This window comes from Thermococcus sp. MV11 (genome assembly GCF_012027285.1).
Taxonomy (GTDB): Archaea; Methanobacteriota_B; Thermococci; order Thermococcales; family Thermococcaceae; genus Thermococcus; species Thermococcus cleftensis.
The window spans coordinates 416,306-442,463 of sequence record NZ_SNUD01000001.1 but is presented as its reverse complement, the minus strand read 5'-3'; the positions used below and the strand labels follow the sequence as shown (position 1 = coordinate 442,463).

Annotated in this window: 29 protein-coding genes and 1 tRNA gene; 12 read left to right on the top strand and 18 right to left on the bottom strand. The window is 57.3% G+C overall.

The genetic code is table 11. The features are described 5' to 3' along the window. Nucleotides 1-100: 100 nt before the first annotated feature. The 3 genes from E3E27_RS02400 to thsB all read right to left on the bottom strand — a co-directional run bounded on the left by E3E27_RS02400 (nt 101) and on the right by thsB (nt 3,696). Complete coding sequence (locus E3E27_RS02400) at nt 101-1,006, bottom strand: M48 family metalloprotease (RefSeq protein ID WP_167773311.1); 906 nt, start codon at nt 1,004-1,006, stop codon at nt 101-103. A 75-nt stretch (nt 1,007-1,081) separates the two neighbouring features. Next, complete coding sequence (locus E3E27_RS02395; RefSeq protein WP_167773310.1) at nt 1,082-1,954, bottom strand: zinc metalloprotease HtpX; 873 nt, start codon at nt 1,952-1,954, stop codon at nt 1,082-1,084. Nucleotides 1,955-2,034: 80 nt separating this feature from the next. Further along, a complete protein-coding gene (gene thsB, locus E3E27_RS02390; RefSeq protein ID WP_167773309.1) occupies nt 2,035-3,696 on the bottom strand; it encodes a thermosome subunit beta in 1,662 nt (553 codons plus the stop codon). Nucleotides 3,697-3,873: 177 nt separating this feature from the next. Here thsB and E3E27_RS02385 point away from each other — a divergent pair, with 177 nt between their 5' ends. After that, on the top strand, nt 3,874-4,185 hold the full coding sequence (locus E3E27_RS02385; RefSeq protein WP_167773710.1) for a hypothetical protein: 312 nt from the start codon (nt 3,874-3,876) through the stop codon (nt 4,183-4,185). Nucleotides 4,186-4,189: 4 nt separating this feature from the next. After that, entirely contained in the window at nt 4,190-4,858 is a 669-nt protein-coding gene (locus E3E27_RS02380) for a Kae1-associated kinase Bud32 (RefSeq protein WP_167773308.1), read from the top strand. Nucleotides 4,859-4,860: 2 nt separating this feature from the next. Here E3E27_RS02380 and E3E27_RS02375 read toward each other — a convergent pair whose 3' ends face one another. Next, a complete protein-coding gene (locus tag E3E27_RS02375; protein WP_014789811.1) occupies nt 4,861-6,036 on the bottom strand; it encodes an ATP-binding protein in 1,176 nt (391 codons plus the stop codon). Nucleotides 6,037-6,129: 93 nt separating this feature from the next. Next, nucleotides 6,130-7,860 (bottom strand): endonuclease MutS2, encoded by a 1,731-nt coding sequence (locus tag E3E27_RS02370; protein WP_167773307.1) that lies wholly within the window; start codon nt 7,858-7,860, stop codon nt 6,130-6,132. A gap of 91 nt (nt 7,861-7,951) precedes the next feature. On the opposite strand from E3E27_RS02370, the gene E3E27_RS02365 reads away from it, so the two are divergent. Beyond that, complete coding sequence (locus tag E3E27_RS02365; protein WP_167773306.1) at nt 7,952-8,458, top strand: hypothetical protein; 507 nt, start codon at nt 7,952-7,954, stop codon at nt 8,456-8,458. On the opposite strand, the gene moaC is transcribed toward E3E27_RS02365, so the two are convergent. After that, nucleotides 8,443-8,919, bottom strand: a complete 477-nt coding sequence (moaC, locus tag E3E27_RS02360) for a cyclic pyranopterin monophosphate synthase MoaC (protein ID WP_167773305.1) — start codon at nt 8,917-8,919, stop codon at nt 8,443-8,445. The genes E3E27_RS02365 and moaC overlap by 16 nt on opposite strands. 100 nt (nt 8,920-9,019) lie before the next feature. Here moaC and E3E27_RS02355 point away from each other — a divergent pair, with 100 nt between their 5' ends. The 3 genes from E3E27_RS02355 to E3E27_RS02345 are packed head-to-tail and all read left to right on the top strand — an operon-like array spanning nt 9,020 to nt 12,995. Then, nucleotides 9,020-9,949: an ABC transporter ATP-binding protein gene (locus tag E3E27_RS02355; protein ID WP_167773304.1), complete on the top strand. Its 930-nt coding sequence runs from the start codon at nt 9,020-9,022 to the stop codon at nt 9,947-9,949. Next, nucleotides 9,946-12,072, top strand: a complete 2,127-nt coding sequence (locus tag E3E27_RS02350; protein ID WP_167773303.1) for an NEW3 domain-containing protein — start codon at nt 9,946-9,948, stop codon at nt 12,070-12,072. The genes E3E27_RS02355 and E3E27_RS02350 overlap by 4 nt, the downstream gene beginning before the upstream one ends. Then, nucleotides 12,069-12,995: an ABC transporter permease gene (locus tag E3E27_RS02345; protein ID WP_167773302.1), complete on the top strand. Its 927-nt coding sequence runs from the start codon at nt 12,069-12,071 to the stop codon at nt 12,993-12,995. Before E3E27_RS02350 ends, E3E27_RS02345 begins: the two co-directional genes overlap by 4 nt. A gap of 43 nt (nt 12,996-13,038) precedes the next feature. Here E3E27_RS02345 and E3E27_RS02340 read toward each other — a convergent pair whose 3' ends face one another. From E3E27_RS02340 to E3E27_RS02315, 6 genes are all read right to left on the bottom strand, one after another. Further along, nucleotides 13,039-15,921: an intein-containing RctB family protein gene (locus tag E3E27_RS02340; RefSeq protein ID WP_167773301.1), complete on the bottom strand. Its 2,883-nt coding sequence runs from the start codon at nt 15,919-15,921 to the stop codon at nt 13,039-13,041. Nucleotides 15,922-15,982: 61 nt separating this feature from the next. Beyond that, nucleotides 15,983-16,429 (bottom strand): hypothetical protein, encoded by a 447-nt coding sequence (locus tag E3E27_RS02335; RefSeq protein ID WP_167773300.1) that lies wholly within the window; start codon nt 16,427-16,429, stop codon nt 15,983-15,985. Beyond that, entirely contained in the window at nt 16,426-17,361 is a 936-nt protein-coding gene (locus tag E3E27_RS02330) for a tRNA (cytosine(49)-C(5))-methyltransferase (RefSeq protein ID WP_167773299.1), read from the bottom strand. The genes E3E27_RS02335 and E3E27_RS02330 overlap by 4 nt, the downstream gene beginning before the upstream one ends. A gap of 9 nt (nt 17,362-17,370) precedes the next feature. Continuing rightward, nucleotides 17,371-17,799, bottom strand: a complete 429-nt coding sequence (locus tag E3E27_RS02325; protein ID WP_167773298.1) for an archease — start codon at nt 17,797-17,799, stop codon at nt 17,371-17,373. A 5-nt stretch (nt 17,800-17,804) separates the two neighbouring features. Beyond that, nucleotides 17,805-18,263: a type II toxin-antitoxin system VapC family toxin gene (locus E3E27_RS02320; protein WP_167773297.1), complete on the bottom strand. Its 459-nt coding sequence runs from the start codon at nt 18,261-18,263 to the stop codon at nt 17,805-17,807. Then, the gene (locus E3E27_RS02315) at nt 18,232-18,492 is read right to left on the bottom strand and encodes a ribbon-helix-helix protein, CopG family (protein WP_167773296.1); all 261 of its coding nucleotides are present in this window, start codon (nt 18,490-18,492) and stop codon (nt 18,232-18,234) included. Before E3E27_RS02315 ends, E3E27_RS02320 begins: the two co-directional genes overlap by 32 nt. 91 nt (nt 18,493-18,583) lie before the next feature. On the opposite strand from E3E27_RS02315, the gene panB reads away from it, so the two are divergent. Both panB and E3E27_RS02305 read left to right on the top strand, forming a co-directional pair. Continuing rightward, the gene (panB, locus tag E3E27_RS02310) at nt 18,584-19,441 is read left to right on the top strand and encodes a 3-methyl-2-oxobutanoate hydroxymethyltransferase (RefSeq protein ID WP_014789797.1); all 858 of its coding nucleotides are present in this window, start codon (nt 18,584-18,586) and stop codon (nt 19,439-19,441) included. Further along, nucleotides 19,442-20,110 (top strand): glycosyltransferase family 2 protein, encoded by a 669-nt coding sequence (locus E3E27_RS02305; RefSeq protein WP_167773295.1) that lies wholly within the window; start codon nt 19,442-19,444, stop codon nt 20,108-20,110. It begins immediately after the preceding gene. Here the strand turns inward: E3E27_RS02305 and E3E27_RS02300 are convergent. Then, nucleotides 20,085-20,939 carry a DMT family transporter gene (locus E3E27_RS02300; protein ID WP_167773294.1) on the bottom strand — a complete coding sequence of 285 codons (855 nt, stop codon included), beginning with the start codon at nt 20,937-20,939 and terminating at the stop codon, nt 20,085-20,087. The two genes, E3E27_RS02305 and E3E27_RS02300, sit on opposite strands and share 26 nt — an antisense overlap. Before the next feature lie 223 nt (nt 20,940-21,162). Here E3E27_RS02300 and E3E27_RS02295 point away from each other — a divergent pair, with 223 nt between their 5' ends. Continuing rightward, entirely contained in the window at nt 21,163-21,594 is a 432-nt protein-coding gene (locus E3E27_RS02295; protein WP_167773293.1) for a hypothetical protein, read from the top strand. Between the two features lie 8 nt (nt 21,595-21,602). Here the strand turns inward: E3E27_RS02295 and E3E27_RS02290 are convergent, their stop codons facing one another. The 3 genes from E3E27_RS02290 to E3E27_RS02280 form a co-directional block, all read right to left on the bottom strand. Beyond that, complete coding sequence (locus E3E27_RS02290) at nt 21,603-22,004, bottom strand: hypothetical protein (RefSeq protein WP_167773292.1); 402 nt, start codon at nt 22,002-22,004, stop codon at nt 21,603-21,605. A 143-nt stretch (nt 22,005-22,147) separates the two neighbouring features. Continuing rightward, nucleotides 22,148-22,224 (bottom strand) — tRNA-Thr (locus tag E3E27_RS02285). Between the two features lie 39 nt (nt 22,225-22,263). Next, nucleotides 22,264-23,076, bottom strand: coding sequence for a phosphatase PAP2 family protein (locus tag E3E27_RS02280; RefSeq protein WP_167773291.1), 813 nt, complete (start codon nt 23,074-23,076; stop codon nt 22,264-22,266). A 107-nt stretch (nt 23,077-23,183) separates the two neighbouring features. On the opposite strand from E3E27_RS02280, the gene E3E27_RS02275 reads away from it, so the two are divergent. The 3 genes from E3E27_RS02275 to E3E27_RS02265 all read left to right on the top strand — a co-directional run bounded on the left by E3E27_RS02275 (nt 23,184) and on the right by E3E27_RS02265 (nt 25,432). Further along, nucleotides 23,184-23,630, top strand: a complete 447-nt coding sequence (locus E3E27_RS02275; RefSeq protein WP_167773709.1) for an HAD family hydrolase — start codon at nt 23,184-23,186, stop codon at nt 23,628-23,630. A gap of 3 nt (nt 23,631-23,633) precedes the next feature. Further along, nucleotides 23,634-24,263 (top strand): YigZ family protein, encoded by a 630-nt coding sequence (locus E3E27_RS02270; RefSeq protein WP_167773290.1) that lies wholly within the window; start codon nt 23,634-23,636, stop codon nt 24,261-24,263. A 74-nt stretch (nt 24,264-24,337) separates the two neighbouring features. Beyond that, entirely contained in the window at nt 24,338-25,432 is a 1,095-nt protein-coding gene (locus E3E27_RS02265) for an ATP-binding protein (protein WP_240910640.1), read from the top strand. A gap of 97 nt (nt 25,433-25,529) precedes the next feature. Here E3E27_RS02265 and E3E27_RS02260 read toward each other — a convergent pair whose 3' ends face one another. Then, nucleotides 25,530-25,790, bottom strand: coding sequence for a hypothetical protein (locus tag E3E27_RS02260; protein ID WP_167773288.1), 261 nt, complete (start codon nt 25,788-25,790; stop codon nt 25,530-25,532). After that, the gene (locus tag E3E27_RS02255; RefSeq protein WP_167773287.1) at nt 25,778-26,050 is read right to left on the bottom strand and encodes a hypothetical protein; all 273 of its coding nucleotides are present in this window, start codon (nt 26,048-26,050) and stop codon (nt 25,778-25,780) included. The genes E3E27_RS02260 and E3E27_RS02255 overlap by 13 nt, the downstream gene beginning before the upstream one ends. Nucleotides 26,051-26,158 lie beyond the last annotated feature (108 nt).

The window sequence follows — 26,158 nt, the reverse complement described above, 5'->3', positions numbered from 1 at the left end:
TTAAGAGATGTGCACTAACGCTTAAATGCTTATCGACTCCGGAATTAAGGGGTTACGCAATTCAATAATTATGCAACAAAAGATAATGGAAAGGAACGGCTCAGTAGGGGAACTCGACGCCCATCTCCTTCGCTATCTCGCGGAGGTGGGCTATCCTCTCCTCGGTGGGCGGGTGGGTGGCGAAGAGCCTCGAAACGCGGTCGCCCTCGAAGTGGTTCACGATGAAGAGGTGGGCCAGCCCAGGGTTGCCGAGGGGCTTTTTCTTCTTCGCCTCCGCCTCCTTCTGGAGCTTCTTTACCGCCTCGTCGAGCTTCAGCAGTGCGCTCGCGAGCGCCCAGGGCTTTCCGCTGAGCCTCGCGCCGCCCTCGTCGGCCGCGAACTCCCTGCGCCTGCTTATCGCCGAGCGGATTATTATCGCCGCTATCGGGGCGGTTATTGCTATAAGGATTGCGTAGATGAATCTGTCGAGGCTGAGGTCGCCGAATATGGCCTTGAAGAAGGCGAGGTACTTGGTGAAGTAGGCTATGTAGACGACCGCACCCGCCAGTGCGCCGGCGATGGTGCCGACGAGTATGTCGTGGTTCTTTATGTGGGTCAGCTCGTGGCCAAGGACGCCTTCAAGTTCGTCCTTGTCAAGGAGTTCGAGGATTCCTGTCGTCACAGTCACGAGAGCGTGCTTGGCGTTCCTTCCCGTTGCGAAGGCGTTCGGCGTCGGGTCGTCGATTATAGCTATCCTGGGCATCGGAAGGCCCGCCCTCTTGCTGAGCTTCTCAACTATCTCGTACAGCTCGGGCGCCTCCTCCCTACTGACGGGCTTTGCCTTCATCATCTTGATTACGAGCTTGTCGCTGTACCAGAAGGTGAGGAAGCTCATTATGACGGCGAACCAGAACATGTAGGTCATCCATCTCGCTCCACCGAGGAGGTAGCCCATGGCCATCAGAAGGCCCGTCAGGAGGGCTATCATGAACGTTGTCCTGATGAACAGCCAGATTTTCATTCCCATCACCCCTCCGGTTTACCTTTCAAACCGCCTTTACAAAGCTTTCGTTCGCTTCAAACGATGGACAGAAATGGGAAATCAGAAGTTGGGAACGTAGCCCATCTCCTCCGCTATCTTCCTGAGGCGCTCAATCCTCTTCTCGGTTGGCGGGTGCGTTGAGAAGAGGCTCGCCAGGCTGCTTCCTTTGAACGGGTTTACAATGAACATGTGGGCAGTTGCCGGGTTCCCCTCGCGCATCGGCCGGTAACTGACGGCGCGTTCTATCTTCAGCAGCGCGCTCGCGAGCGCCCAGGGCTTTCCGCTTATCTTTGCCCCTCCTTCATCTGCCAGGAATTCCCTTGAGCGACTTATAGCTGCTTGAACGAGCATTGCTGCTATTGGAGCCAGAACAGCTATAAGGATAGCTGCAAGGACGTTGTCGCCGTCCCTGTCGTCATAGCTACCGAAGATCGCAATCCAGCGCGCCCAATAGGCGAGCTGCATTATTGCCCCCGCCATCGCCGCCGCTATCGTTCCGATGAGAATATCCCTGTTCTTGACGTGGGTGAGCTCGTGGCCGAGGACACCCTCAAGCTCGTCCCTGTTGAGGATTCTGAGAAGGCCAGCCGTGACCGCGACGACAGCGTGCTTCGGGTCTCTCCCGGTCGCGAAGGCGTTTGGCGTCTCGCTGGGGATTATCGCTATCCTCGGCATCGGAAGCCCGGCCCTCTCGGCGAGGCCTCTCACTATGGCATACAGCTCGGGAGCCTCGGCCTCATCAACTATCCTCGCGTTGTACCAGCTTAGGACGATTCTATCGCTGTACCAGTAGGTGATGAAGTTGAAGAGCATGGCGAAGAGGAACATTAGGAAGGCAAGGTTGGGCCCGCCGAGGAGGTAGCCTATCCCCATCAATAGACCAGTCAATATGCCCATCAGCAGGCCCGTTCTGAGCCACAGCCCAAGCCCCATACTCTCACCTCCCTTGTCTCAGAAGAAGTGACGAAGTGGAGAATAAAAGTTTTTAGTGCAAAAGTGAATAAAAGATGGGCTCACATGCCCATTCCCATATCCATACCGCCCATTCCGCCCATGCCACCGGGCATTCCGCCGCCCTGGCCGCCCTCGGGCTTGCTTATCTTGGCGGCGATGACGTCGTCGATGCGGAGTATCATTATCGCAGCCTCGCTGGCGCTCTTGATGGCCTGCTTCTTGACACGGAGCGGCTCGATGATGCCCTTGGCGAGCATGTCCGCCGGCTCGCCCTCGAAGACGTCGATGCCGATGCTCTTGCCCCTGTTTTTGTGCTCGCTGATGACCCTCACGAGCATCTCGACTGTGTCAAGGCCGGCGTTCTCCGCGAGGGTCTTCGGGATTATCTTGAGGGCCTCTGCAAAGGCCTCGATGGCGAGGGCCTCCTTGCCGCCGACGGCCTTGGCGTACTCGTCGAGCCTTATGCTAAGCTCTATCTCGCCGGCGCCACCGGCCGGAAGGACGTAGCCGTCCTCCATGACGTCCTTGACGACCTTGATGGCATCTTCCAGGGCGCGCTCAACCTCGTCGATGACGTGCTCGGTGCCGCCGCGGATGAGTATGGTGACGGCCTTCGGGTTCTTGCAGCCCTCGACGAAGATCATGCTCTCGCCGGCGATCTTGCGCTCCTCAACGAGCTCGGCGTAGCCGAGGTCTTCCGGAGTGAGGTCCTTGACGTTGGTGACGATCTTGGCGCCGGTGGCCTTGGCGAGCTTCTCCATGTCGCTCTTCTTAACCCTCCTAACGGCCATTATGCCGTACTTGGCGAGGTAGTGCTGGGCGAGGTCGTCGATGCCCTTCTGGACGAAGAGAACATTCGCACCGGTCTCGGCTATCTTCTCCACCATTTCCTTGAGCATCTTCTCCTCCTGCTCAAGGAAGCTCATGAGCTGGTCCGGGCTGGTAATGTTTATCTTGGCATCGGTCTCGGTTTTCTTGACCTCGAGGGCCTCGTTGATGAGGGCTATCTTCGCGTTCTCAATTCTCTTCGGCATCCTGGGGTGGACGCGCTCCTTGTCGATGACGACGCCGCGAACGAGCTCGCTCTCCTCGACGCTCTCACCGGCCTTCTTCTCTATCTTGATGTTGTCTATGTCCACGACGTACTTCCCGTCCTTCTTCTCCGCCACCTGCTTAACCGCCTCGACGGCGAGCCTGGCAAAGAGCTCCTTGTGGCTCTCGGCGTTCTTGCCGGTGATCGAGGTCATGGCTATCTTCATAAGGGTCTCCTCGTCGTCCGGGGTGACCTCGATGGCTATCTCCTCGAGTATCTCCTGGGCCTTCTCGGCGGCCATGGTGTAGCCCTTGACGATGATGCTGGGGTGTATGTTCTGGTCGAGGAGCTCCTCGGCCTTCCTGAGGAGCTCGCCGGCGATGACAACGGCAGTGGTGGTTCCATCACCGGCCTCCTTGTCCTGGGTCTTGGCGACCTCAACCATCATCTTAGCAGCAGGGTGCTGGAGGTCGATCCTGTCGAGGATAGTGGCTCCATCGTTGGTGACAACGACGTCACCGAGGCTGTCAACGAGCATTTTGTCCATACCCTTTGGACCGAGGGTGGTTCTAACCGTCTCCGCGATTATCCTCGCGGCGAGAATGTTGAGCCTCTGGGCGTCCCTTCCAACGTACCTCTGGGTTCCCTCGGGCAGAATAACAACCGGCTGTCCGCTAAGCTGTGCCATTTAACATTCCTCCTACCAAATTGCTTTTTGCAGAAACGCTTCGTCAGCGCTCTATAAAAAGTTTTTGTTCAAAAATTTCAAAAAATCCTGATAAATTTGAACAATAGACAGGAACCGACCGAAGATGCGGAGGAAAGGGCTAAAACCTTGAGAACCAAGGCACCGCTGGTGGGAGCGATGGAACCCGTGATATACCCGTTGACCCCAGAGAAAGCCCTGAGCATTCTTGACGTCATAGAGGACTACGGCGTCGTGAGTGTAGACGTTGACAACGCCGCTTCCCTTCTCGATGATATGTTAGAACCTAACACCAAAAAGCTCCAATACGCGCGCAGAATTCTCGGCGAGGGAAACGTTGATAAGGCCGTTTTAGTTGTACGGGATAACGCGGGAATTCTGGTCATCAAAATGGAGAACGTCGTTGAGATGAGGGTTGTGGTTAGAGATTATCGCCGGCTGATCGAGGACCTTTCACTGAACGCGGGGTGATTTCATGGAGCTGATAAAGCAGGGGGCCGAGGCCAAGATATACCTGGCTGGATTCGGAGAGTACTTTGGAGCCGAGCTAATTCCCGGGGAGATGGTCATCGTCAAGCACAGGATTCCGAAGCGCTACCGGATAAGGGAGATAGATGAAAAGCTGAGGAAGGAGAGGACGGTGAGGGAAGCCAGGGTTCTCCACCGCGCCAAGGACTTCGGCGTGAACTGCCCCCACGTTTACGAGGTCAATCTGAGGGACATGGTAATCGCAATGGAGTACATCGACGGGAAGAGACTGAAGGAGCACCTCGAAGAGGTTCCCATGGAGGAGAGGCTCTCCCTCTGCCGTGAAATCGGGAGGCAGATTGGAATGCTCCACGAGGCGGGGATAGTCCACGGTGACTTAACGACGAGCAACATGATACTCCGCGGAGGAAGGATTTACCTGATAGACTTCGGCCTGGCCGACTTCGACCCCACCCTGGAGGCCCAGGGCGTCGATCTGCATCTCCTCAAGAGGGCCATGGAGAGCACGCACTACACGTGGTTCGAGGAGGGGTTTGAGGCGGTTCTAGAGGGTTATGCTGAGATCAGGGGCAGGGAGAAGGCAGAGGAAGTCAAAGCCAAGATAGAAGAAATCGAGAGCCGCGGCAGGTACAGGGAGAGGAGCTGGGTCGGGTAAGTTCAATATATCAAGCCAAAAAGGAAGAGCGGAATCCTGCCGTTTCCGGTCAGCAGTCCGTCCACGGCTATGTAATCCGGCCTCTGATATCTCCTCTTCTTCTCACCACCAACTTCTATTATCCAGTCTCCAACTTTAAAGTCCGCGGTTTTTTCACCCCGCTTTCCCTTTAGGTAGCACGGCTGGGAGATCCACCTCACGTGGTTCACGAAGAACTCCTCCCTCAAGGCACCCAGGTGAATGCTGAAGCCCTTTTTGGCAAAGAACATTCTGAGTGGAACTGTAAGGTAGAGCTTTGGCTCCTTTCTTACGCTACCGCAGGGCTGGAGGGTGTATAGCAAACCTGCCTTGGAGAGGTCCTCAACGAGCCTTATGGCCATGTTCTTTGAGACGCCCAGCCCCTTGGCTATTGAGGAATAATTCACCTCAAAGGGAGCAGATTTAGCCACGAGATAGAGCAGGCGGTATGCATCTGTCTCGTACTTCACGCTGATTTCCCTCAGCGCGGATAGGTCCTCGAGTATAACCTTTCTGATGGAGTTTTCGAGGGCATCGTAGAACCCGCTCTCCGGGTAGAGGACACCACCCCTCTCCATGTACTCCGTCCAGAGGGCGTGAAGTTCCATGTACATCTCTGTCATGTCAAACGGTCTGGAAATCACTTCTTCCATTGAGTGGACGGGGATATCCATACCCTTTCGAATGTTCAGCCACTCCCTAAACGATGCCGGCGGCAGTTCCTTCAGCACGACCCTACGGGACAGGTCCGCTCCGGAGTGAAGGATATCAACGGCAGATGACCCTGAAAAGAATATCCTGACTTCATGCTCGTCGTACAGAGTTTTTACGTCTTCCGCCCAATCGGGTTTTCTATGGATTTCGTCTATGAAGACGTTCCTGTATCCGAGGCTGGAGAGAGCCTTGACAACCTCGTAGAGGGAGAAGGGCTTTATAAGCGTGGAATCCGCAGAGAAATATATGCTCTTCTCCGTTTCCATGGCAAGCTGGAGCATTAGAACCGTTTTGCCAACGCCCCGAAGTCCCTTGATGCCGACGTAGTATTCCTCGTCTATCCTTTTTAGTTCCGGGTAAAGAAAGCGCTTCTTTGGAAATTTTTTCGCCCACGCCATCAACCGCCGGCTCGTTGCTACCAGGGAAGTTAATATTCTGTCCTCCATGATATCCCCTGCGCGTCGTTTCTTTATAAACCTTGTCCCCACGTGAGGACGATATGCGTGCATTCCGTCACCGCGCAGGGACGAGTGCAGAACTCACTCCTGCCTGAAAGCCCGTAGAACCCTCTCGAAAATCTCCCTCTCCTTCCCGCGCTTTTTCCTCGCGAGGCTCTCAACTATTAGCTCCGGCGTGCTCCTGCCGAGCTTTCCAAAGACAGGCTGCCTGTCGACGATGAGGTTGAGCCTCTCGTCCAAACCCCTCGCCTCTATTCCATCGACCCTCGCGAAGGGGAGCTCTTTCCTGAGGTCCTCGCCGAGGTGCGACACTATGACAACGTAGAAGCCCTTCTCGTGGGCTATTTTGAGGAGTTCGCCGATTATCTTGACAGCGGCACCCGGCTCGGTTATGGCCTCGAACTCGTCGATGAGTATCAGTTTTTTCCCTTCGCTTTTCAGGGCACGGACGAAGGAGCGTAAGGCAGTCTCAAACGCCCCGGCACCGTAGGCGCTCCTCTTCCGCTTGAAGAAAAACAGCTCATCGAGGGGCTCGACCCAGGCCCTCTCAGCAGGAACCGGGAGCCCCATGTGGAACAGAACTTCAATCTGGGTGATAAGCTCCAGAAGACTCGTCTTACCGCCGCTGTTGGCACCGGTGAGGATCACGATTCCCTCGTCGCGGACGTTCTCCGAGCCGGGCACGCTGAAACCCTCAGGCCTCTTCCCGACGACGTAGCTGACCGGCTGAGGGTTCTCGATGAAGAGGTGCCGGCCGTTGATGAAGGCCAATCCCCCCTCCCACGGTTCCGGGAAGGTGAATCCAGCGGTGAACTCCTTCACGGCCAGCAGGAAGTCCAGCTCGTGAACCCGCTCCAGCTCCTCCCTGAGTCTCGGTAGCAGGGGCCTAATCTCCTCAAGGACCTCCCTGCTCCTGAGGTAAAGCTCGACCTTGAGCTCCCTCTCCAGCTCCTCACGGAGCATCTCGACCCTCTCGGGAGGGACGGTTACCGGATAAAGCTCCTCGCGGGAGAAGAGCTCCACCGTGATACCGAGACTCTCACTGAGTTCTTTCTCGGCCTCGTTTATCAGATCGAGAATCTCGCCCTCGACCTCTCCGAAGTGGCGGAATATGGTCTCGTAGTTCCCGGCCTTCAACTGGCTGAGGAACTCGAGCAACTCCTTCCCGCTCAAGGTGAGGCTGAACTTCTCCAGCTTCTCCTCAATCTGCTCGTTCAGCTCGAGCTCCCTCTCGGCTATTAGCTCCTCAAGGCTATCGAGGAGCTTTCGCCTTTCCATGACTTCGCCAAGTTTCCGCAGTGCCTCAAGAATCCGGGGGGCGACGCTCTTCCGGCCGGTCAGTTCGCCTATCTCGGCCAGCGCTTCGAGAGTCTCCCTGTTCTCCCAGAGGGGCATGATGTACAGCTCCGGTGCAACCTGCGAGGGGACGGGCTCAACGTCAATGCCGTAGCCGACGGTGCTGAGCACGAGGGGATAGCCCTCCGAATCCTCAGGGTTCGCGGAGACCTCGCAGAGACCGAGTTCCCGGGCGCGAGTGAGCTCCTCCTCATCGACTATTAGAATCCTGTCGTGGAGGTAGTCGCGGCGGAACTTGATGGGCTTAATCCTCTTCAGGTGCCCCCTCAGTTCGGAGCCAACCCTGGGGAGGTTCTCGCGGAGATAAGCCTGCCTCTTGAGAATCTCGTCTAGGCTTGAGACCGGCTCAAAATCATCGAGGATTGGGGAGCTCCCAGGAAGGACTAGCCGTTTCTTTATCTCCTCGCGGATTGAGCGGTATATCACCTTAGCCTCGGGGTTGAGCTTGAGCGCCATCGCTTAAGTGAAGGCGGACCCGCTAAAAAAGTTACCTCAAAGAAAAACGTTTATAAGTGTTTAGCTCAATACTATCTATCGGGGTAAGGCGGTGTTCTTCGAGAGGCTCCTAGACCCCTGTTGCCGCGTCAAGGTGCTTGACCTCAGCAAGTTCGAGAGGGAGAGGATCATCGAGGGATTCCGAAGGAAGGGCTTCCACGTGTCGGAGCTATCAGAGGACGTGGACAGGGAGCTTGCCGTTGAGTCCTTTCTCGCGTCCAGCTACGGAGAGAACGTCTACGTCCTGAAGTTCGGAAGGAAAACGTACGTCGCGAGGGGAGAAAAAAGGGCAGTCGGACGGGGCTGGCAGAGTGGAAACCTCTACCTTATCCGGGACGAGAACGGACTCAAGAGGTTTCTTCTCCGCGAGATTTCCCTGGGCTTCCGTCTGCAGGTTGAACTTCCCGCCATTGCGATATGGCTGGGCATAGGAATCGGTGTGGCAAAGATGTTCGGGGACAACCCGCTGGCCAGCTTCCTGCTGTTATTCCTCGGGTTTCCCCTCGAAGGTGTGGTAAAGCTGATTCAGTATTTCGTGCTGGACTACTGCTCGAACTGACCCTTGACCTTTTCCACAACGCGGATATCCTCTATCCTCGTAAACGGGTACTGGCCGTTCTCGTCCTTCTCGACAGCCTTCACCATGTCCCAGATGGTCAGGAGCGCAACGGTGACGCCGGTGAGAGCCTCCATCTCGACGCCCGTCTTGTACGTCGCGCGGACCTCGCAGGTGGCTTCTATGTAGTCCTCGCCGAACTCGAAGGTTATGTCAACCCCTGTTAGAGGTATGGGGTGGCAGAGGGGAATCAGCTCGGGGGTTTTCTTCACGGCTAAGATGCCGGCTATCTGGGCCGCCGCTATGACGTTCCCTTTCCTCGTCTTTCCGGCCTTGATGAGCTCTATCGTCTCCGGCCTGAGCCTTATTCTGCCCTTGGCGACTGCCTTCCTGAAGACCTCCCCCTTATGGCCCACCTCGACCATCTTGACGCCTCTGTCGTCCACGTGAGTCAGCTCACCCATTCCTATCCCTCCACTATGGCTGGGGCAGTAAAGTTTAAAACCCTGACCCCCAACTACACTCGAAATTAGCAGGATTTTACTTTCATCAGGGGTGCCCGATATGCCCACTAGCGCGATACTGGTGGAGAACCTCAGAAAGTCGTACGGAAACTTCCGGGCCGTCGATGGGCTGAGCTTCGAGGTTCTCGAGGGTGAGGTCTTCGGATTCCTCGGGCCCAACGGCGCCGGGAAGACCACCACCATACTCAGCATGCTCGGCATAATAATTCCCGACTCCGGCAGAGTGGAGATACTCGGGAGGGATCTCTTAAAGGACCCCCTGGGAATAAAAGAGCGCATCGGCTATCTGCCAGAGAACGCCACCATCTACGGCGAGCTGACGGCATGGAAGAACCTCGAGTTCTTCGCGAACTTCTACCGCCTCAGCAACGCGGAGAAGGAGAAGAGAATAACCGAGCTACTCAAGATGGTCGGCCTCTGGGAGGTTCGCTACAGAAAGGCCAAGACCTTCTCGAAGGGAATGAAGCAGAGGCTTTTAATAGCCCAGACCCTCATCAACGACCCAGAACTGCTTATCCTGGACGAGCCGACGAGCGGTCTGGATCCGGAGGGGGCAATACTCGTCAAGAACATAATAAGGGAGTACAAGCGGGAGGGCAGGACGGTCTTCTTCTCCAGCCACGTTCTCAGCGAAGTGGAGGAGCTGAGCGACAGGGTGGGTATCATCGTTCGTGGAAGGCTCAAGGCCATTGGGCCAGTTTCGGAGATAAAGAAGCGCTTTATGGAGCTCGAAGGGTACGAGATAAAGATAGAAACCAAGGAGCCCCTTCCCGAACTGGAGCACGATTCAATAACCCGCGTGGAGCGCCTCGCACCCAACAGGGCCATCATCTTCGCGCGAACCGATGTTAGGGAATGGCTGTCAAGGCACCTCTCGTCAAGGGGCGTTACGATACTCAGCCTCGAGATGGAGGAGCCAAGCCTGGAGGACGTCTTCCTGAAGGCTATTTACAGGAGGGAGGAGGAGTGAAGAGGATTATCCCGGTTGTTCTTGCGCTTATGGTTCTGGTCTCCCCAGCGCTGGCACAGCCCTACGTCACCGTTTTCGAGGGCAGACTCTCGCCAGGCCAGGCGCTTGAGGTGGGAAACTACACCCTCACTGTCGTTCAGGCGGCAGATGGGAGCTACTACCTCATGCTCCGCAACGGGAGCAGGATAGTGGAGCTCAAGCCCTTCGCCTTCGGAACGGAGATAGGGCGCGACGGTCTAAGGGTCATACTGGGCAGCTACACCGCAGAGGGCGGGTTTGTGGTCGTCTCGGTGAAGCCCGACTTCGTGACGGCCCTGGAGCCAGAGGCCGGGGCTAGGGCAACTTTCAACGGCAACGTAGTTGAGGTAACCGCAGTTGGGGAAAGAACCGTGGACGTCTCGGTCAATGGCGTCTCCAGAACTCTGGAAATCAACGGCACCGCCGTCGTGGATTTGATAGCCCTCGAGTACGATGGAAAGGAGATTAAAGTCTACGCCGCGCAGCCGGCCTCAGAAGCCATCGCACCTGCGTACTCCCTCTTCTACCCATACCAGAAGGTCAGAACCACTGGTCCCGTGGACGTCCCGATAACCATAACCAGCTCCTCTATCTCCGACGTGACGCTGCCTCTAAAGGTTCTCTCGATTCCAGATGGCTGGAAGGCGGGCTTTCTGTACGGCGGGGTAGAGGTGAAGGAGATAACCCTCCCTGCTGGTGGATCAATAACGGTCACCCTCCACGTTGAACCATCGGGAAGCGGAACAATCACCTTCGCGGTTGGAAACGTCACCGGAAGCCTTGAAGTTGAGCTTTCGGGGGTGGAGGTTTCCCTCCCGTACACCGGGGTTGAGGCCGAGGCCGGGGAGAGTTTGACCGTTCCCCTAACCTTCACCGGCACCGGCACCGTGGAGTTCCGGCCCGGGGAGCTGGAGAGCGGCTGGAGCCTCTATCTCACCGACGGCCAGTACAGGCTCAGGAGCTTCGAGGTGGCGGGAAGCTTCACCGCTAGCCTCGTGGTGGAGATCCCGAGGAACGCGACCCTCGGAAACCACAGGGTGGAGTTCTTCATCAACGGAAAAAAGCACGGCCTTGATGTCTACGTCTACAAAACCTACCTTGGCCAGCCGGCCAGGCTGACCGTCCTCCTGGTGGACGACTCCGGCAACCCGCTGGAGGGCTGGGTCTCAATCGGGGGCAGGAACGTCACGGCCCCCGCTGGAAGGGGAGCCGTCTTCGAGCTGAAGCCCGGAACATACACCCTCACCGCAGGCGCGAATGGCTGCACTCCCGTGGAAGAGAGGATAAAGCTACTCGACGGCGAGGAGAAGAGCATCACCGTAACCCTGAACCGGGCCGATTACTACTTCGAGGCTGCCCTGGAGAGCGACGTTATAACCGCCGGACCGGGTTCTTCAGGGGACGTGGCAATCACCATCAGGAACCTCGGCTCCCGCGAGGACGAGTACGGGGTAAAGGTTACGGGCCTTCCCGACGGCTGGAGCTACGTTCTCAGCCAGGACCCGCAGGGGACGATCCCCGTTGGGAGTTTGAAAGCCCAGCCAGGCCAAAGCGTGAACGCGTACCTCGTCATAATACCGCCCTTCAACGTCGAGTCGGGGGAGCTGGAGGCGAAGGTCATCGTGTCTGGAAAGGGAACCAGCGTTGAACTCCCCCTGACGATCAGGGTCGAGAATCCTGCCACCCTGTCCCTCACCCCCGATTACCCCTCCCTGACGGTTAAGGCCGGCGGCTCCACCGCGACGACGATATGGGTGGAGGCGTCCGGAACCGTCACCAACGTCAAGTTCTCGGTCCAGGCTCCAAACGGCTGGGAGGTTGAGGTGGTCCCGGACACGATTCCAAGGCTCGGGGTCATGCAACAGGGCGGCAACGTCTGGGTCAGCGGGGGCCAGAGCGTTGAGTTACGGATAAGGGTTCCGAAATCCGCCCCTGCCGGGACGTACACCATCAGGGTCAGCGCCGCAGGTGACCAGGCGATGGCCGAGACCGTCGTCACCGTTAGGGTCACCCAAAGCTCAAGCAGTGCCTACATCGGCGTCCTGCTCCTCGTGGTCGCGTTCGGAATAGTGTTCTGGCTCATGAGGAGGGTCGGCAGGAGATGAACCCCGCCTGGAACATAGCCCTCAAGGAACTCTACACCGCCGTCAAGAGCAGGAGGTTCACGGTGATAGTGGCTACCTACCTAATCATCTTCGGCCTCGCCGTCTACGGGACCAAGGATTACCTGGTCCAACTGGGGGTTCCGACCGTCGAGAGCAACAGCTTCACCGTCTGGGGGGTCACGGGGGAGATATACACGACCCCCCTGGCCGTGCTCTTTACAGTGAACATGATGATAATCACCGTCCTCGGCGCGGTTCTGGGGGCGGCCCTCGGGGCAGACGCGGTGAACAGGGAAATCGAGAGCGGCACGATGAAGGTCCTCCTCGGCCACCCGGTTTACAGGGACGAGGTCATAAACGGCAAGTTCCTCGGAATGGCGACACTGGTGGCTGTAACGAACCTGGTGGCTTACGTGGCCATGGTGGCGGTAATGCTGATGCTAGGCCTCCCACTGGACGCAGATTCCCTGGTCAGGGGCTTTGCGGCCATGGCGGTCACCATACTCTACACCCTCGTCTTCCTCTCGGTGGGCCTACTCCTCTCCACCCTCTCCAAGAAGCCCGAAACCTCAATGCTGGCCGCGGTGGGGCTGGCGATATTCCTTACGGTCTTTTACGGGATAGTGGCCGGTGTAGTCGCGCAGAGAATAGTCGGCCCCGAACCTCCCTGGGGCACTACCGCTCACCAGCTCTGGCAGGAAGAGCTGGAGGTCTGGACGAGCAGGCTACACGCGATAAATCCAGCCCACCACTACGTCCAGCTCGTCCAGTACATCTTCGGGGGCGACAGGTTCGTGAACTACTACATACCGATGAGCGACGTCCTGCTCTACGGCTTCAACAGCCTGGCGATGCTCTTGGTTATGCTCCTCCTTCCCTTTGCCATCGCCTACGCCAGGTTCCTGACCGGTGACCTCAACTGAACCGTTTTATATTTTTATGCATGCTGAAAAAAGAGAGCGGGCATCAGCCCTTGGCGACGCCCATCGGGCGCATTCTCGCGACGAGCTTTGCTATTCCAGCCTGGTGGACCACATTGACGACGTTGTCCACGCTCTTGTAGGCACCGGGAGCCTCCTCCGCAACGACCCTGAGCGATGCAGCTCTGACGTAGATTCCCCGCCTTGCGAGCTCGTTCCTCAGCCTGTCGCCGCGGTACTGCCTGGTTGCAGCCTTCCTGCTGAGCAGCCTGCCGGCGCCGTGGCACGAGCTGCCGAACGTCTCCCTCATCGAGCCCTCAGCTCCAGCCAGGACGTAGCTTGCCGTCCCCATCGAGCCAGGAATCAGAACCGGCTGGCCGACGTCACGGTAGGCCCTCGGCACGTCGGGGTGGCCGGCCGGGAAGGCCCTCGTCGCTCCCTTTCTGTGGACGACGACTTTTACCTTCTTTCCGTCGACCTCGTGCTCCTCGACCTTGGCTATGTTGTGGGCCACGTCGTAGACAATATGCATCTCCATGTCCTCCGCTTTCCTCTTGAAGACCTCCTCAAAGCTCTCCCTGACCCAGTGGGTTATCATCTGCCTGTTGGCCCACGCGAAGTTGGCAGCGGCCTTCATTGCGCTGAAATAGCGCTGCCCCTCCTCGGTCTGGAAGGGAACGCTGACGAGCTCGCGGTCGGGCCACGGGACCCCGTACTTCCTGTTGGCCTTCTCCATTATCCTGAGGTAATCGCTCGCCACCTGGTGGCCGAGGCCCCTGCTTCCGGTGTGAACCATTACCACGACCTGCCCCTCGAAGAGGCCGTAGGCCTTCGCTATCTCCTCGTCGAAGATTTTGTCAACCACCTGAACCTCCAGGAAGTGGTTCCCCGAGCCGAGGGAACCGAGCTGTGGCGCTCCGCGCTGCTTTGCCTTCTGGCTGACCGCGTTCGGGTCTGCACCCTCCATTCTGCCGCCTTCTTCCAGGTGCTCCAGGTCCTCCTTCCAGCCGTAGCCGTTGTCGACGGCCCACTTGGCACCGTCCGCCAATACATCGTCGAGCTGGGTCCAGTGGAGCCTCACGCGTCCCTTGCTTCCAAGCCCGCTCGGCACGTTCTTGAAGAGCGTGTCCACGAGCTCCTTGATGCGGGGTCTTACTTCCTTCTCGGTGAGGTTGGTCCTGATTAAGCGGACGCCGCAGTTGTGAACCACGACGCCGTTGGCTATGAAGTTGTGGGCGTCGTGGTAAACGCCGATGTCGTAGAACCTGTCGTAGCCCGGCCTGACCCGTTCAACTTTGACGACTCTCTCCGCGACGAAGCCGCCTTCGTAGCCCCTCTCCCTCGCGAACTCCTCGAAGGTCGGGAAGTCCTTAGGAACGCGGGGCTCCTTTTCGCCCTCGTAGATGGCCCTCTCCACGAAGCGCCTGTTCACCACGTCCTTGACGGCCTCGTAGGCCTTTGAGACGCTTCCGGTCTCCCTGTAAACCTTTCTTGCCGTCTCGCCCGCTTTTCTCCTCTCCTCCTTAATGCGCTCCTTGAACTTCAGGTAAGCGTAAGCCACGAGCCCCTTTGCCTTCTTCTCGGGGTCGTACTCGTAGTTTATCCTTCCAAGGAAGTTCCTGATGCTCTCCTCCCCGACGAGAGCGAGCCTGTAGGTAACGCCCTTCCTCGACTTCACCGGGTAAACAGTTGTCTTAACGCCGAACTCGGCGAGGAGGCTGGCTATTTCTTCCATGAACTCCCTGAGGTTCTCCTCAAGCTCCCGGGCCTTCGACTGGGTGAGGTTTATTGGTAGGGGCGTGTTGCCCTTGAACTCCACGACGCTTCCGTCCGAAGCAAAGAGGCCGGCGAGGAAGTTCCTCTTGACCCAGAGCGGGGCTTCCTTGATCCACCCTGGAACGGAGTAGGCAGTTTCAGCCTTCCTTCCTCTCGGCATTCCGAGCCTCTCCATGAGGAGGGCAAAGCTCCTCGACGTCACCCTGAGCTCCGCGGAAACACTCCTCCCCTCGTACTTCCCGCTCACCGTCTCGATGCGGTAGTCCCTCTCGTGAACGTGGAGGTTGGCGTTGATGCCGAGCCTCTCAAGGTCCTTCTTGAGCTCCCTGAGGGTTTCCTCCTTCCCGTAGAAGCTCAGGTAGAGCCTGCCGTCCATCTCGCCGAGGTGGCCGTCGCCGAAGGCGAAGCCGAGTATTCTCGCGAGGGTTCCGATCTTCGGGTCCTCCCAGTGGAGCGGTAGGAGGTTTCTCTCATTCAGGAACCTGATCGTCTGCGCGTCCGCACCCTCAAGGTCACCCTCATCGAGGATTACCCCACTTTTCTCCTCGAACTCAACGCCCTCGAAGGGGTAAACGAGAACCTCGTCGCCCTCCCTGATGTTCCCGAGGTAGACGTAGCCCTCCGGGGTGAGGACCGGGTGGTCCTCGCTTCCCTCTATAACCTTCCCTGATTCCGTCACGATCCTGACGGCAAGTTCGTTCTTCTCAACTTCCCTCTCCGCCACGAAGGCAACGCCGGAGAAGTCGTTGTGGCCCTCATCTATGTCGTACACCCTGACCGCCTGGAGCCTGAACTTTTCAGGCATCTCCTCTACCCTAATCCAGTAACCATGCTCAGTCAGCACCTTTGAGCCAGGGGCAAGGCAGTTGACATCGTATCCCACTCCTCCGGGACTTATGACGCCCTCCTTCACGTCAAAGGCAGCCACTCCACCGATGGGGAAGCCGTAGCCCTGGTGACCGTCGGGCATGACGATTGAGTACTTGTAGATGCCGGGGAGCATGGCAACGTTGGCCGCCTGCTCGAGGGTTCTGTCACCGCGCATCTTCTCGATGAGCTGGTCGTCAGCGTAAACCCTGCCCGGAACGCGCATTCTCTTGTCGAACTTCGGTATCTCCCAGCGTATTTTATCTATCCTCTTCAGCGGCACCATCCTCCCACCTCCACCTTAGGTGACCCTAAGATTTATTTTAAGCTTTCGAGGGACGGAGTTGTTACTCAAGCCTCAGCCTCCTCTCCCCCGGCACGTAGTTTATCAGCCTCCCCTCCTTGGCCTTAGCAGAGCCAAGGTAGTAGGAGCGCCACCTGACGATGACCCAGCCGTGAAGGTCTTTGTCATCAATCTCGACGCTCTCACCGGCCAGGTAGCGCTTGGCCCTCTCATCGTCCAGCTCGACGACGTTCTTCGTCGCTTTGGGTCCAACGAGAAAGGCCCCCTCGATGCTGAGCCTTATCCCGTCGCTTTCTATCCTGCCGAAGTACACCCCGTTCCTGTCCGGCCCGCTGACGTCGAGGGCACAGGGCTTCCAGGCGTAGACCTTGTGATAGCGCCCCCTGATCTCGTACTCGAGGTCCGGGGCGTGGCCGTAACCTTCGATGAGAAGCCTCCTGACGAGTTCGGCATCGCTCACCTTACCAACCTCGTCCCTCGGGCTGCTCATTTCACATCACCCGGTTTAACGATTTTGGCTATGAAAAACGCCTCCGTGTCGTTGTCGTTCGGGTGTATTCTGAGGGCTTTCTTCAGCTCGTCTGAATAGACCCTCCCTTCCCACTCGAGAACCGGCTCACTCGTCTTAACTGGAAGCTTTATCGGCTCGAGCATCGCGTCCGTCTTCCTGAGGAGGTAATCGACGACCTCCTCGTTCTCGACCGGGTCTATAGTGCAGGTTGAGTAGACGAGCGTTCCGCCGGGCTTCAACGCCCTGTATGCGGCCAGGATAAGCCTCTTCTGAATGTTCATGTACTTGATGACGCCCCTGAGCCTCCACTCTTCCAGGAACTTCAGCCTCTTCCTTATCATTCCGATGGAGGAGCACGGCGCGTCGAGCAGAACCCTATCAAACGTGTTCTCGAAGCGGGCGAAGTAGGCGCCGTCCTTCGTGGTAACGCGAGTGTTGAGAACGCCCATCTTGTTCAAGTTGGCTATGAGGACGTTGGCCCTGCTTATCTTGGGGTCGTTGGCGATTATGCAACCCCTGTTCTCCATGTACTGGGCTATCTGGCCGGTTTTTGAGCCGGGTGCGGCGGCCATATCGAGGACCAGCTCACCGGGTTTGGGTTCAAGCACCACCGGCGGAATCATCGAGCTGGCCTCCTGGCCGAAGATTAGGCCGAGACCGTGCTCCGGAACCTTCGCGAGGTTATCCACGTTTATGAAGAAGCCCTCCCTCACCCAGGGAATCGGTTCGAGCTCGAACTCCTCGCTCAGCCTCTCAACGACCACATCAAGCGGAGCCTTCAGCGTGTTCACCCGTATGCTCTGCCTCAGCGGTTTGACCAAGAACTCCCAGAACTCGTCGGTGTCTTCGAGCTTTGAGTAGCGCTCGTAGAACTCGGGGTTGGTTTCCCTAACCATTTCCCTCGCGCTCATCTGACCACCTCACAGGTCGGGAACGAACTGGACAAGCCACCGTCCGTCCGGCAGTTTTTCGATCTTCATGTCGTGGTAGGTTACCGCCTTCACTTCCTCCTTCGGCCCGTGCTTCTCGTAGTCCAGAACCTCACCGCAGGCCTTGGCCTTGAGTTTGTAACCACCTTCGGTCTTCTCTATCTCGACCTTGACGTCGCCAAATACGAGGCCCTCCATGTCGTGAAGAACCAGGAGCTCCTCGAGGAAGGAGTAGAGGAGCGCCTCCAGGTCCTCTTCCTCGACCTCAACCTCACGGCACTCCCTAGGCTCGACCTTCCTGACATCTACCATTACATCGAAGAGGCCCAGCGCTACCGCCTCAAAGGCCTCCTCAAGGCTCTCCCCAAACCCGCGAACGCCTATGTCGGCGGTGTGCTCGTAGTGCTCCCATTTCCTCATTTCGCTCACCCCACGAGGAGTGTTGAGTTCAAACCCTCCTTAACCGCCGCTTCATGAAGCCTCCTATCTGCAGTGTAGAAGCTCTCAGCCTCCACGTACTTTGCGGACACTATCTGCAGGGCGTCGGCCTGGTACAGGTGATGCCTTTCAATCAACTCCCACGCATCGGCGAGGAGCAGGGAATGGACGGGAACGACCTCCAGGACACCCAACCTCGTGAACCGCTTTACCTCGGCCAGAAAGCCTTTTTTGAGGAAGTTGAAGTCTTCCTCACTGAGCTCTCCACGTCTGAGCTTTTTGTCGAACACACCGAGCACCTCCCCAACGTTCCAGAAGCTGAAGGCCAGCTTCACCTCGCCCCTGTAGGCGTCCCTGAAGGCTTTCCTCACGACGTCGCTTCCCTCTTCGTTCAGGTACCTCTTCAGGATTGCGCTACTGTCCAAGTAAACGCTTTTCCCTGTCATCTTTCATCTCCCTCAGGAGCTTTTCACTCCTCTCTCCCCCCACGTTGAGGGGCTCGAACCACAGCGGAACCTCGGAGTCGTCGATGTCCCTCAGAACCTCGTTTATGAGGTAGTTCATCAGCGCCTCCTCCAGCAACTTGCTGACCTCGCTCCCCTCCCTGAGGGCCAGCTCCTTGAACTCCCTCCACAGCTCCTCATCGACGTAAACGCTCGTTTTGACCTTGCCCATGCCACCACCTGTAGGTAATTACCGACGTTGGTATATAACCCTATCGAAACCGTTAATTAGACCGCCGTCTAAATGGGGAGAGGTGGGGAGAATGAGAGAGGTAACACCAAGGCGTATAATCGAGATGAAGGGAAGGGAAAAGATAACGATGGTGACCGCTTACGATTACCCCTCGGCCCTCCTGGCAGACAGGGCCGGCATCGACATCATCTTCGTGGGTGATTCCCTCGGAATGGTCGTCTACGGGGAAGAAAACACCCTCAACGTCTCGATGGACCAGATGGTCTTTCACACGCGGGCCGTCTCCAGGGCGGTGAAGAGGGCGCTCGTTCTCGCTGACATGCCCTTCGGGAGCTACGAGATAGACACCGGCGAGGCCCTTAGAAACGCCCTTCGGCTTATCAGGGCGGGGGCAGATGCCGTCAAGATCGAGGGCGGAGCTGACCACGAGAAACTCGTCAGAAAGCTCGTGAGAATGGGAATCCCTGTGATGGGGCACACCGGCCTGACCCCTCAGCGCTACCTCCGCCTCGGTGGCTACAGGCTGATGGGCGAGACCGAGGAGGAGATAGAGGAGATCCTGCGCGATGCAAAGTCCCTGGAGCGTGCCGGTGCTTTTGCTGTGGTCCTGGAGTTCACACTGGCCGACGTCGCCAGGCTGGTGACCGAGGAGGTCTCGATACCGACGATAGGCATAGGCTCCGGCCCCTGGGTCGATGGCCAGGTTCTGGTGTGGCACGACCTCCTTGGAATCTATGAGGAGGTTCCCCCGTTCGTCAAGAAGTACGCGGACATAGGCGGCATGATAAGACTCGCTCTCGAGAACTACCGCGAGGAGGTAAAGAACGGCGCGTTCCCGGGAAAGGAGCACTACTGGGAGTTCCTCGACAAGGAGGACTTTGAGAGGAAGGCCCGCAAGGCCCTCGAAAAACTAGACGAGGCTGATTGAATGCTCGGTGGAAAGAGGGTAAGCGTCGTGATTCCAGCATACAATGAAGAGGGACGAATAGCCGGAGTGCTCGAGAGAATCCCGGAGTTCGTGGACGAGGTAATAGTTGTGGACGATGGCTCGAGCGACGGTACGTACCGGGTGGCGAAAAGGCTCTCCGAGATGGACGGGCGAATAAGGGCGGTGCGGCTGGAGAGAAACTGCGGCAAGGGCTGCGCGATGAAACGGGGTGTCGAGGAGAGCACGGGAGAGATAGTGGTGTTCATGGACGCCGACGGCCAGCACAAGCCGGAGGACATAGCCAGGCTCGTCGAGCCGATAGTGAAGGGCGAGGCCGACATGGTGATAGGCGCGAGGAAGGTCGAGGAGAGGGGAAAGAGACCTCTCCACAGGCGGCTGAGCAACATACTGACGACGAGGCTGATAAGACTCAAGCTCAGGAGGCACGTCTACGATACTCAGAGCGGGTTCAGGGCGTTCCGGAGGGAGTTCCTGCCGGAGATAGAGAGCAACCGCTACGAGGTCGAGACCGAGATGCTCCTGAAGGCGGCCAAGATGGGGGCAAGGATAGCGGAGGTGCCAGTGAGCATGATATACGACCCGAACAGGGAGGGGCGCTTCGGGCCGAAGGACGTTCTGCGGTTCATAAGGGCCTACCTCCGCTTCTAGCGCTCTCAACTTTTATCACTCCGAGGGTCCCGGCTGTTATGAGGACAAAGCCGACCAGGTGGTATACCGTCAGAGGCTCGCCAAGTAGAACACCTGCGGCCATTGCCACCGCCGGGGCGGGTGTTATTATCGCGGTGGCCTTCGACAGGTTGATGAGTTTTATGGCTCTGTACCACACCAGCTGACCGAAAGCTATCACCAGTCCCTCCACCACTATGAATGGAGAAGGCTCCATTCCCGTTGCAGCGGCCAAGGGGAGAAGAAGGAGGAATCCGAAGGTGTTTCGGAGCGCGGCGATGATGGTGGGACGGTAGGGCAGTCCTTTGGCCATGACATGACCCATCTGCCAGAAGAGGGGCACGAGCAGGAGAAGCGCGTCCCCTGGCATTGGCTGAACCGGGCGACCCTGAGTAATGACGAGACTCAGGCCGACCAAGAGAAAGAGGGCGTAGCCAATCAGGCGGGCTGTTATCCTCTCCCCCAGAAAGAGCCAGGAGAGGAGGAACGACCACAGCACCTCACTCCTGGTAAGGAGGGCCGCGTTTATGGCGGTGCTCATTCTCGTGCCGAAAGAGTAGGCAAGGTACGCGAGAGCGGTCCCAAAGAGGCCGACGAGAAATGCACGCTTTATTCCAGAGGGATCGTCCCTCAACTCCCGGATTCCGCCGTCCCAGAGGGCCGCGGTCCACAAAACGAGCGAGGCTATGAGGGCTGAGAGGGCGGCGAAGCCAACTGGATTGGTCGGGTTGGACTTTATGACAACGGGCTCGATGCCGTAGATGAAGGTCCCAATCAGTGCCAGCACCGTGCCCTCCAGCTCGCGCCGCATGTGCATAAATTAAAGCCCCAGCTTATAAAGTTCGTCGGGAGGCCTTCAAAACTTCACCTCGATTCACCACAACATCTTGGATTTCTTCCAGGCTTATACCTATGGATTAACTACTTATCAAAATGGCAAACGCTGGAAACTTCAGTAACAAGGGTGCCAAAAAATGGAACGTCTAGTCACAATGTTTAAATAGAATTCTGATAATACATATCAGGGGGAACAGATGTCGACGATAATGTTGAGACCCCCAACGCTGAGAAAGCTTGAAGCCCTTGGCTTTTCTGCCGTGATAGTGGTAATAATACTCCTGGGGACTGCGGTGTGGGGGGCCTCGTACAGGTTTCACGAGGACCTGACTCTCAACCCCGGGGAGTACTACGTTTACAAGATAAAAGGTCACTCGTGGAGCACGGTATACCTTTCGATAGAGTCCACCAAGCCGGTGACGGTGTGCATCACAGATGGAACCGGCATCGCCATGCTGAAATCAGGTGAGGGTTCTCTCTGCTTTCTCAAAGCGGAGAGAATAAGAAACCTCGAGAGACTCTGGAGGTTTCCGAAAAACGGCCCACTGTACCTGGTCCTGCTTCCCGACTCGGACGACGGGCCGGTAAGGGTGTCCCTCACGGTGGAGAGCGGGTTGGTGCCGTGGTAATGACGAAATCATGACGGGGGCTTGAGGAATACAACGATACCGGCGACAATACCGATTATCAGCAGGAGACCGGAGATGACCTTCGTACCCTCAACGAACCTGTCCACAGGGACTGTCCTGAGCTGAACACCCCGATCGAATAAAATGCTCTCCAGCGTGAGGAGAAGGCACGATGTTAGGACCTTAAAATCCCTCGTCCCCAGTAGAACCCCTGCGATGACATAAATCGTGCAAGCAAAGGCCACAGTGGAGAGCACTGGATCACGCCGGTGTCCGGTTTCGGGAAATATCGACATTCCCGCAAAGACGACCAGAGAAATCGCAACCACCACAAGGGCCCATATGCCGAGCAGGTTCGAGAAAAAGCCCGGGTCATCAACACCGTCCATCTTGGCGATTACAAAGGCCACGATGAAAGACGTTATGGGAAGAGCAGTCTCAGCGTACGTTTTGTGAACAATCTCGTCTAAAAGCCGCAGGTATTTTATCAACGACGCTTTTTCCTCGAATATAAGTACCACCCCCAGCGTCAGAATCGGACTGGATAGAATTGTGGAGCCGGGACCGGGATTTGAACCCGGGACCTGCGGATTACGAGTCCGCCGCCCTGCCGAGCTAGGCTACCCCGGCACCGTTCTAAGGAACCGAACGGGGATTTATAAGCTTTTCTCAGGGGGCGGTGATGCCGCTGATCAGCTCGGCCCACCTGTCAGGATTCGCGGCCAGGATAAGGACTATCAGGGCGAGGAGGAAGTTAAAGACGGTCACCCGCTGGAGGGAGGAAACCTCCAGGCGGTATATCCAGTCCGAAAGCCGGGCGCTCCAGCCCCTGGAGATGCGAGAAACGAATATTCCAAGCGCAAAGCCAGATACAACGTCGTACACCCAGTGGTGGCCCAGGAAGATCGTAGCAAATGGAATGAGGGCGTTCACGAGGATTATGGCCCTCGCCCCGAGGCGCTTCCTGTACCTCCAGAGGGTGATTATGTTTATCATAATGAAGGTATTGTGAAGCGAGGGGAGGACGAACTCCTGTCTCGTGAGCAGGGTGTTTTCGGAGGTGTAGCCCGGTAGATCGTAAACTATGTGGGGGGCGTAGATGTGGAAAACAAGGTAGATGGCTCCGGCCACGGCGTAGGCCATCAGGTACCTGGCCAGCAGCCTGTCGGAGGACTCAAGGTCCCGGAGGTACAGGAGGAGGTACGCCACTATCAGCGCTATCGAACCTGCGAAGCCAAGGTAGTAAACCAGGGTGAAGAGGCCGTAGAGCGGAGGAATGCTCTTCGTGAAGTTCACGAGCCCCACGACGAAGTCCTTGGAGGTGAGGGGAAGTCTGAGAAACTCCCGCGTAACGTCCACACTCCAGCGTCCGATGATGCCGTAGAGAACGCCGAAGGCTATCCAGCCGAAATAGCTCAGGAAGAAGGCGTTGAGCCTGACGAGCACTTCCGGATCCCTAAGGCGCTGCTGGAGCAGGTTCATGACTTCTACCTCCAGGTAGTCAGGTCTTTAATTCACGACTCTTGGACGAAGGGGATATGACTCCAAGCCTTAAAAACCTTACACCCAAATTCGCGATGGTGAAGAACATGGAGATACCAAACTTTGGCAACGTTGAGGTGCGGGCCGTTCTCTTTGACCTGAACGGCACGCTGGGCGAGAACGGGAGGGTTCCCGACGAGGTTAAGGAGCTCCTCTCAAAGCTTGCCGACAAGTACACGGTCGTCGTTCTCAGCGCCGACACGTTCGGAACGCTGGAGGAGGAGCTCAAGGGACTTCCCGTGCGGATAGAAAGGGTTTCAAGCGGTGCCGAGAAGGCGGAGATAGCCCGGGGCTACGCCCCGTACGCGGCTGTGGGGAACGGAAACAACGACGTTGCCATGCTCGAGGGGGCAGAGCTGGCCTTCTGCGTTGTTGGGCCGGAGGGAGCAACGATTGATGCCCTCCTCGCCAGCGACATCGCTGTGAAGGACGTCAGGGACGCCATAGCCGTGCTCCTCGACGAGAGGAAGCTGATAGCGACGCTCAGAGGGTGAATTATGGGATACAGAACGCTAAAGGGAATCGGAACGGCGGAGCTGGTGGTCAGGAAGTCGGTCTTCATAGGCTACGCCTCGCCGGCAGATACCGAGGAAGACGCCAGGGCGTTCATAGCAAAGATAAAGGCCCACCACAGCGATGCAACCCACAACGTCTCCGCCTACCTCATCAACGATGGGAAGAACTTCGCGGTTCGCTACGATGACGACGGCGAGCCGAAGGGCTCGGCCGGAAAGCCGGTTCTCAAAGTCATCCAGAACAAAGGGCTGAGCAATGTTGTCATCGTCGTCACCCGCTACTTCGGCGGGATAAAGCTCGGCTACGGCGGCCTCGTCAAGGCCTACAGCGATGCGGCAAGTTTAGCCATCGAAAATGCTGGAATCATCGAGATCTATGAGATGGAGCGCTTCCAGGTCACCTTCCCATACGGCCTTTTTCACACGGTCAGGGAGACGGTTGAGGAGGCAGGAGGGAGGGTCGTCGGGGAGGACTACGGCGAGCTGGTGACGTTCACCGTCGAAACGAGGAAGGGCGAGGCCGAGGGACTTATGGAACTCCTGACCGAGAGGACGAGGGGCAAGGCGCGGCTGAGAAGGCTCTTCATGGCTCCCTTCGAGGGGAACCTTTAAATTTACATACCATGTAATTTACACCCCATGTAAATTACATGGTATGTAAAAAGTTCTTCCGGACGCGACCGGTGATGGAGGCGGACTGCCTCTGGGGAGAGGGACATAAAAGGGCAGTGGAAGACGTTCTCAATGCGGTTCTCCGGGGCAACGCCGCAATACTTCTTGGACCGAGGAGGGTTGGAAAGACGAGCGTGGTCAGTGTGCTGGCGGAAAAGCTGAAGAGGAAGCGCGGGCATCACTACATCTACTTCAACTTCTCCAGATTCCTGGGATCAAGGGCGATCTCAATATCTGATATAGAGCCAAAGAGAACGTCTTTGAAGATGATAACGGCTAGCAAGAGCTACACTGTATCGTTTAGAGGCATCAGCGTTGAGGTCAGGAAGACGAGCATCGAGGAGTTCAGCAGGGACTTTTCAACACTGGTCAGGGTTCTTTCCCAGAACTCCCGGCTGGGCGTCCTGATGTTCGATGAGGCCCAGGTTCTTGCGAGGCTGAAAAACCTTGACTTCAGGGGACTTCTGCAGGAGATAACGGACAGCTACCCCAACATCTCCCTCGTCTTCACGGGCTCAATGCCCGGAATGTTGATTGAGTACCTGAACCCAGGCCCCTCAAAGCCCAACTTCATGCGCTCCGCTGAGGTGTTCACCCTACCTAGATGGAACAGCGAAGAGGGGAAGGCCTATCTCATGGAGGGCTTCAGGAGCTACGGAATAAGGGTAACGAACGAACTGGAGCTGTCGAGGGCCGTCGAGGAGCTGGGGGGAGTTCCCGGCTTCATCTCCCACTACGGCCTCACCGTTGTAAATCTCGTGAGAAATGGAAAAGACCCGGAAGAGGCGCTTCCGATGGCCCTTGAGGAGAGCAGGAGGTACGCGCTCGATGAGTGGCGGAAGGACATAGAGGCCTTTCTAAACGTCTACAACAGTGAGGTATACCTGGGTGTCCTTGAAGTGCTGGCCAAAGCATACCCCAGCGCCCTCAGGGGAGCCGAGGTTTACAGGAAGCTCCAATCCCTTGGCGTTGCCCCTGCCAGGATACAACATGTCTATAAATACCTTGAAACACTGGAGAAAGCGGGCTTCGTCCGCTCCGCGGAGAAGAGGTACTGGATTGAAGACCCACTTCTTCGTGAGGTCGTTGAAAAATTCAGTTCCCGCTGAATTTTTCTCCTTTCTGCTTTCAAAATCTTCCCCCACACCGTCACGGCCGTCACCTGTCAAGGAACCCCACATAGAAGGCCTCCGGAAAAAGAAAAAATCACCGGAGGAGCCTCGCGCGCTCCTCCTCCAGCTTCACGCGCTCGGCAAATATCCTGAGGAACTCCACCAGCACCTTCGCGTTCTCCTTCGTGTAGGGTAGCCTCAGGGAGACGCCGGGGAGGTGGAAGTGGGCGTGGTCATCGTAGAGCGTCAGCTCCACCTCGACCGTGCTCTCCGAATTCCCGAAGAGGTCCAGAATGGCCGTCCCCTCCTCCTCGATGGCCACCTTGAACTTCCGGTACGTCCTCACTCCCGGCACTCAACCACCCCCTCGCCGGGGTTCCTGAGGAGGGCCCTTATCTCCTCGGGCGTGAGGACGCGCTCAACGTACTTGGATATTACGTAGGTGAGGGCGAGAAGGTTGTCGCGGTTCAGCTTCGGCGACAGAAGGAGGGAGTAGTGGTTCGCGTCCCTTATTCTCACGGAGGCGCTACCGGCCTCAAAGGCCATCTCTATAACGGCCTCGCCGTCCATGTCCTCAACCTCAAAAACGTAGTGCCAGAAATCCCTACCCCTCAAAAAACTACCTCCAAAACCCTTTATTTGAGCCGGTCTCACTGCCCTGCTAGAAGAGTCACTGTACGGGGCGAATCCTCAACGGAGGTTCTGAAACGCGGGAGATATGGT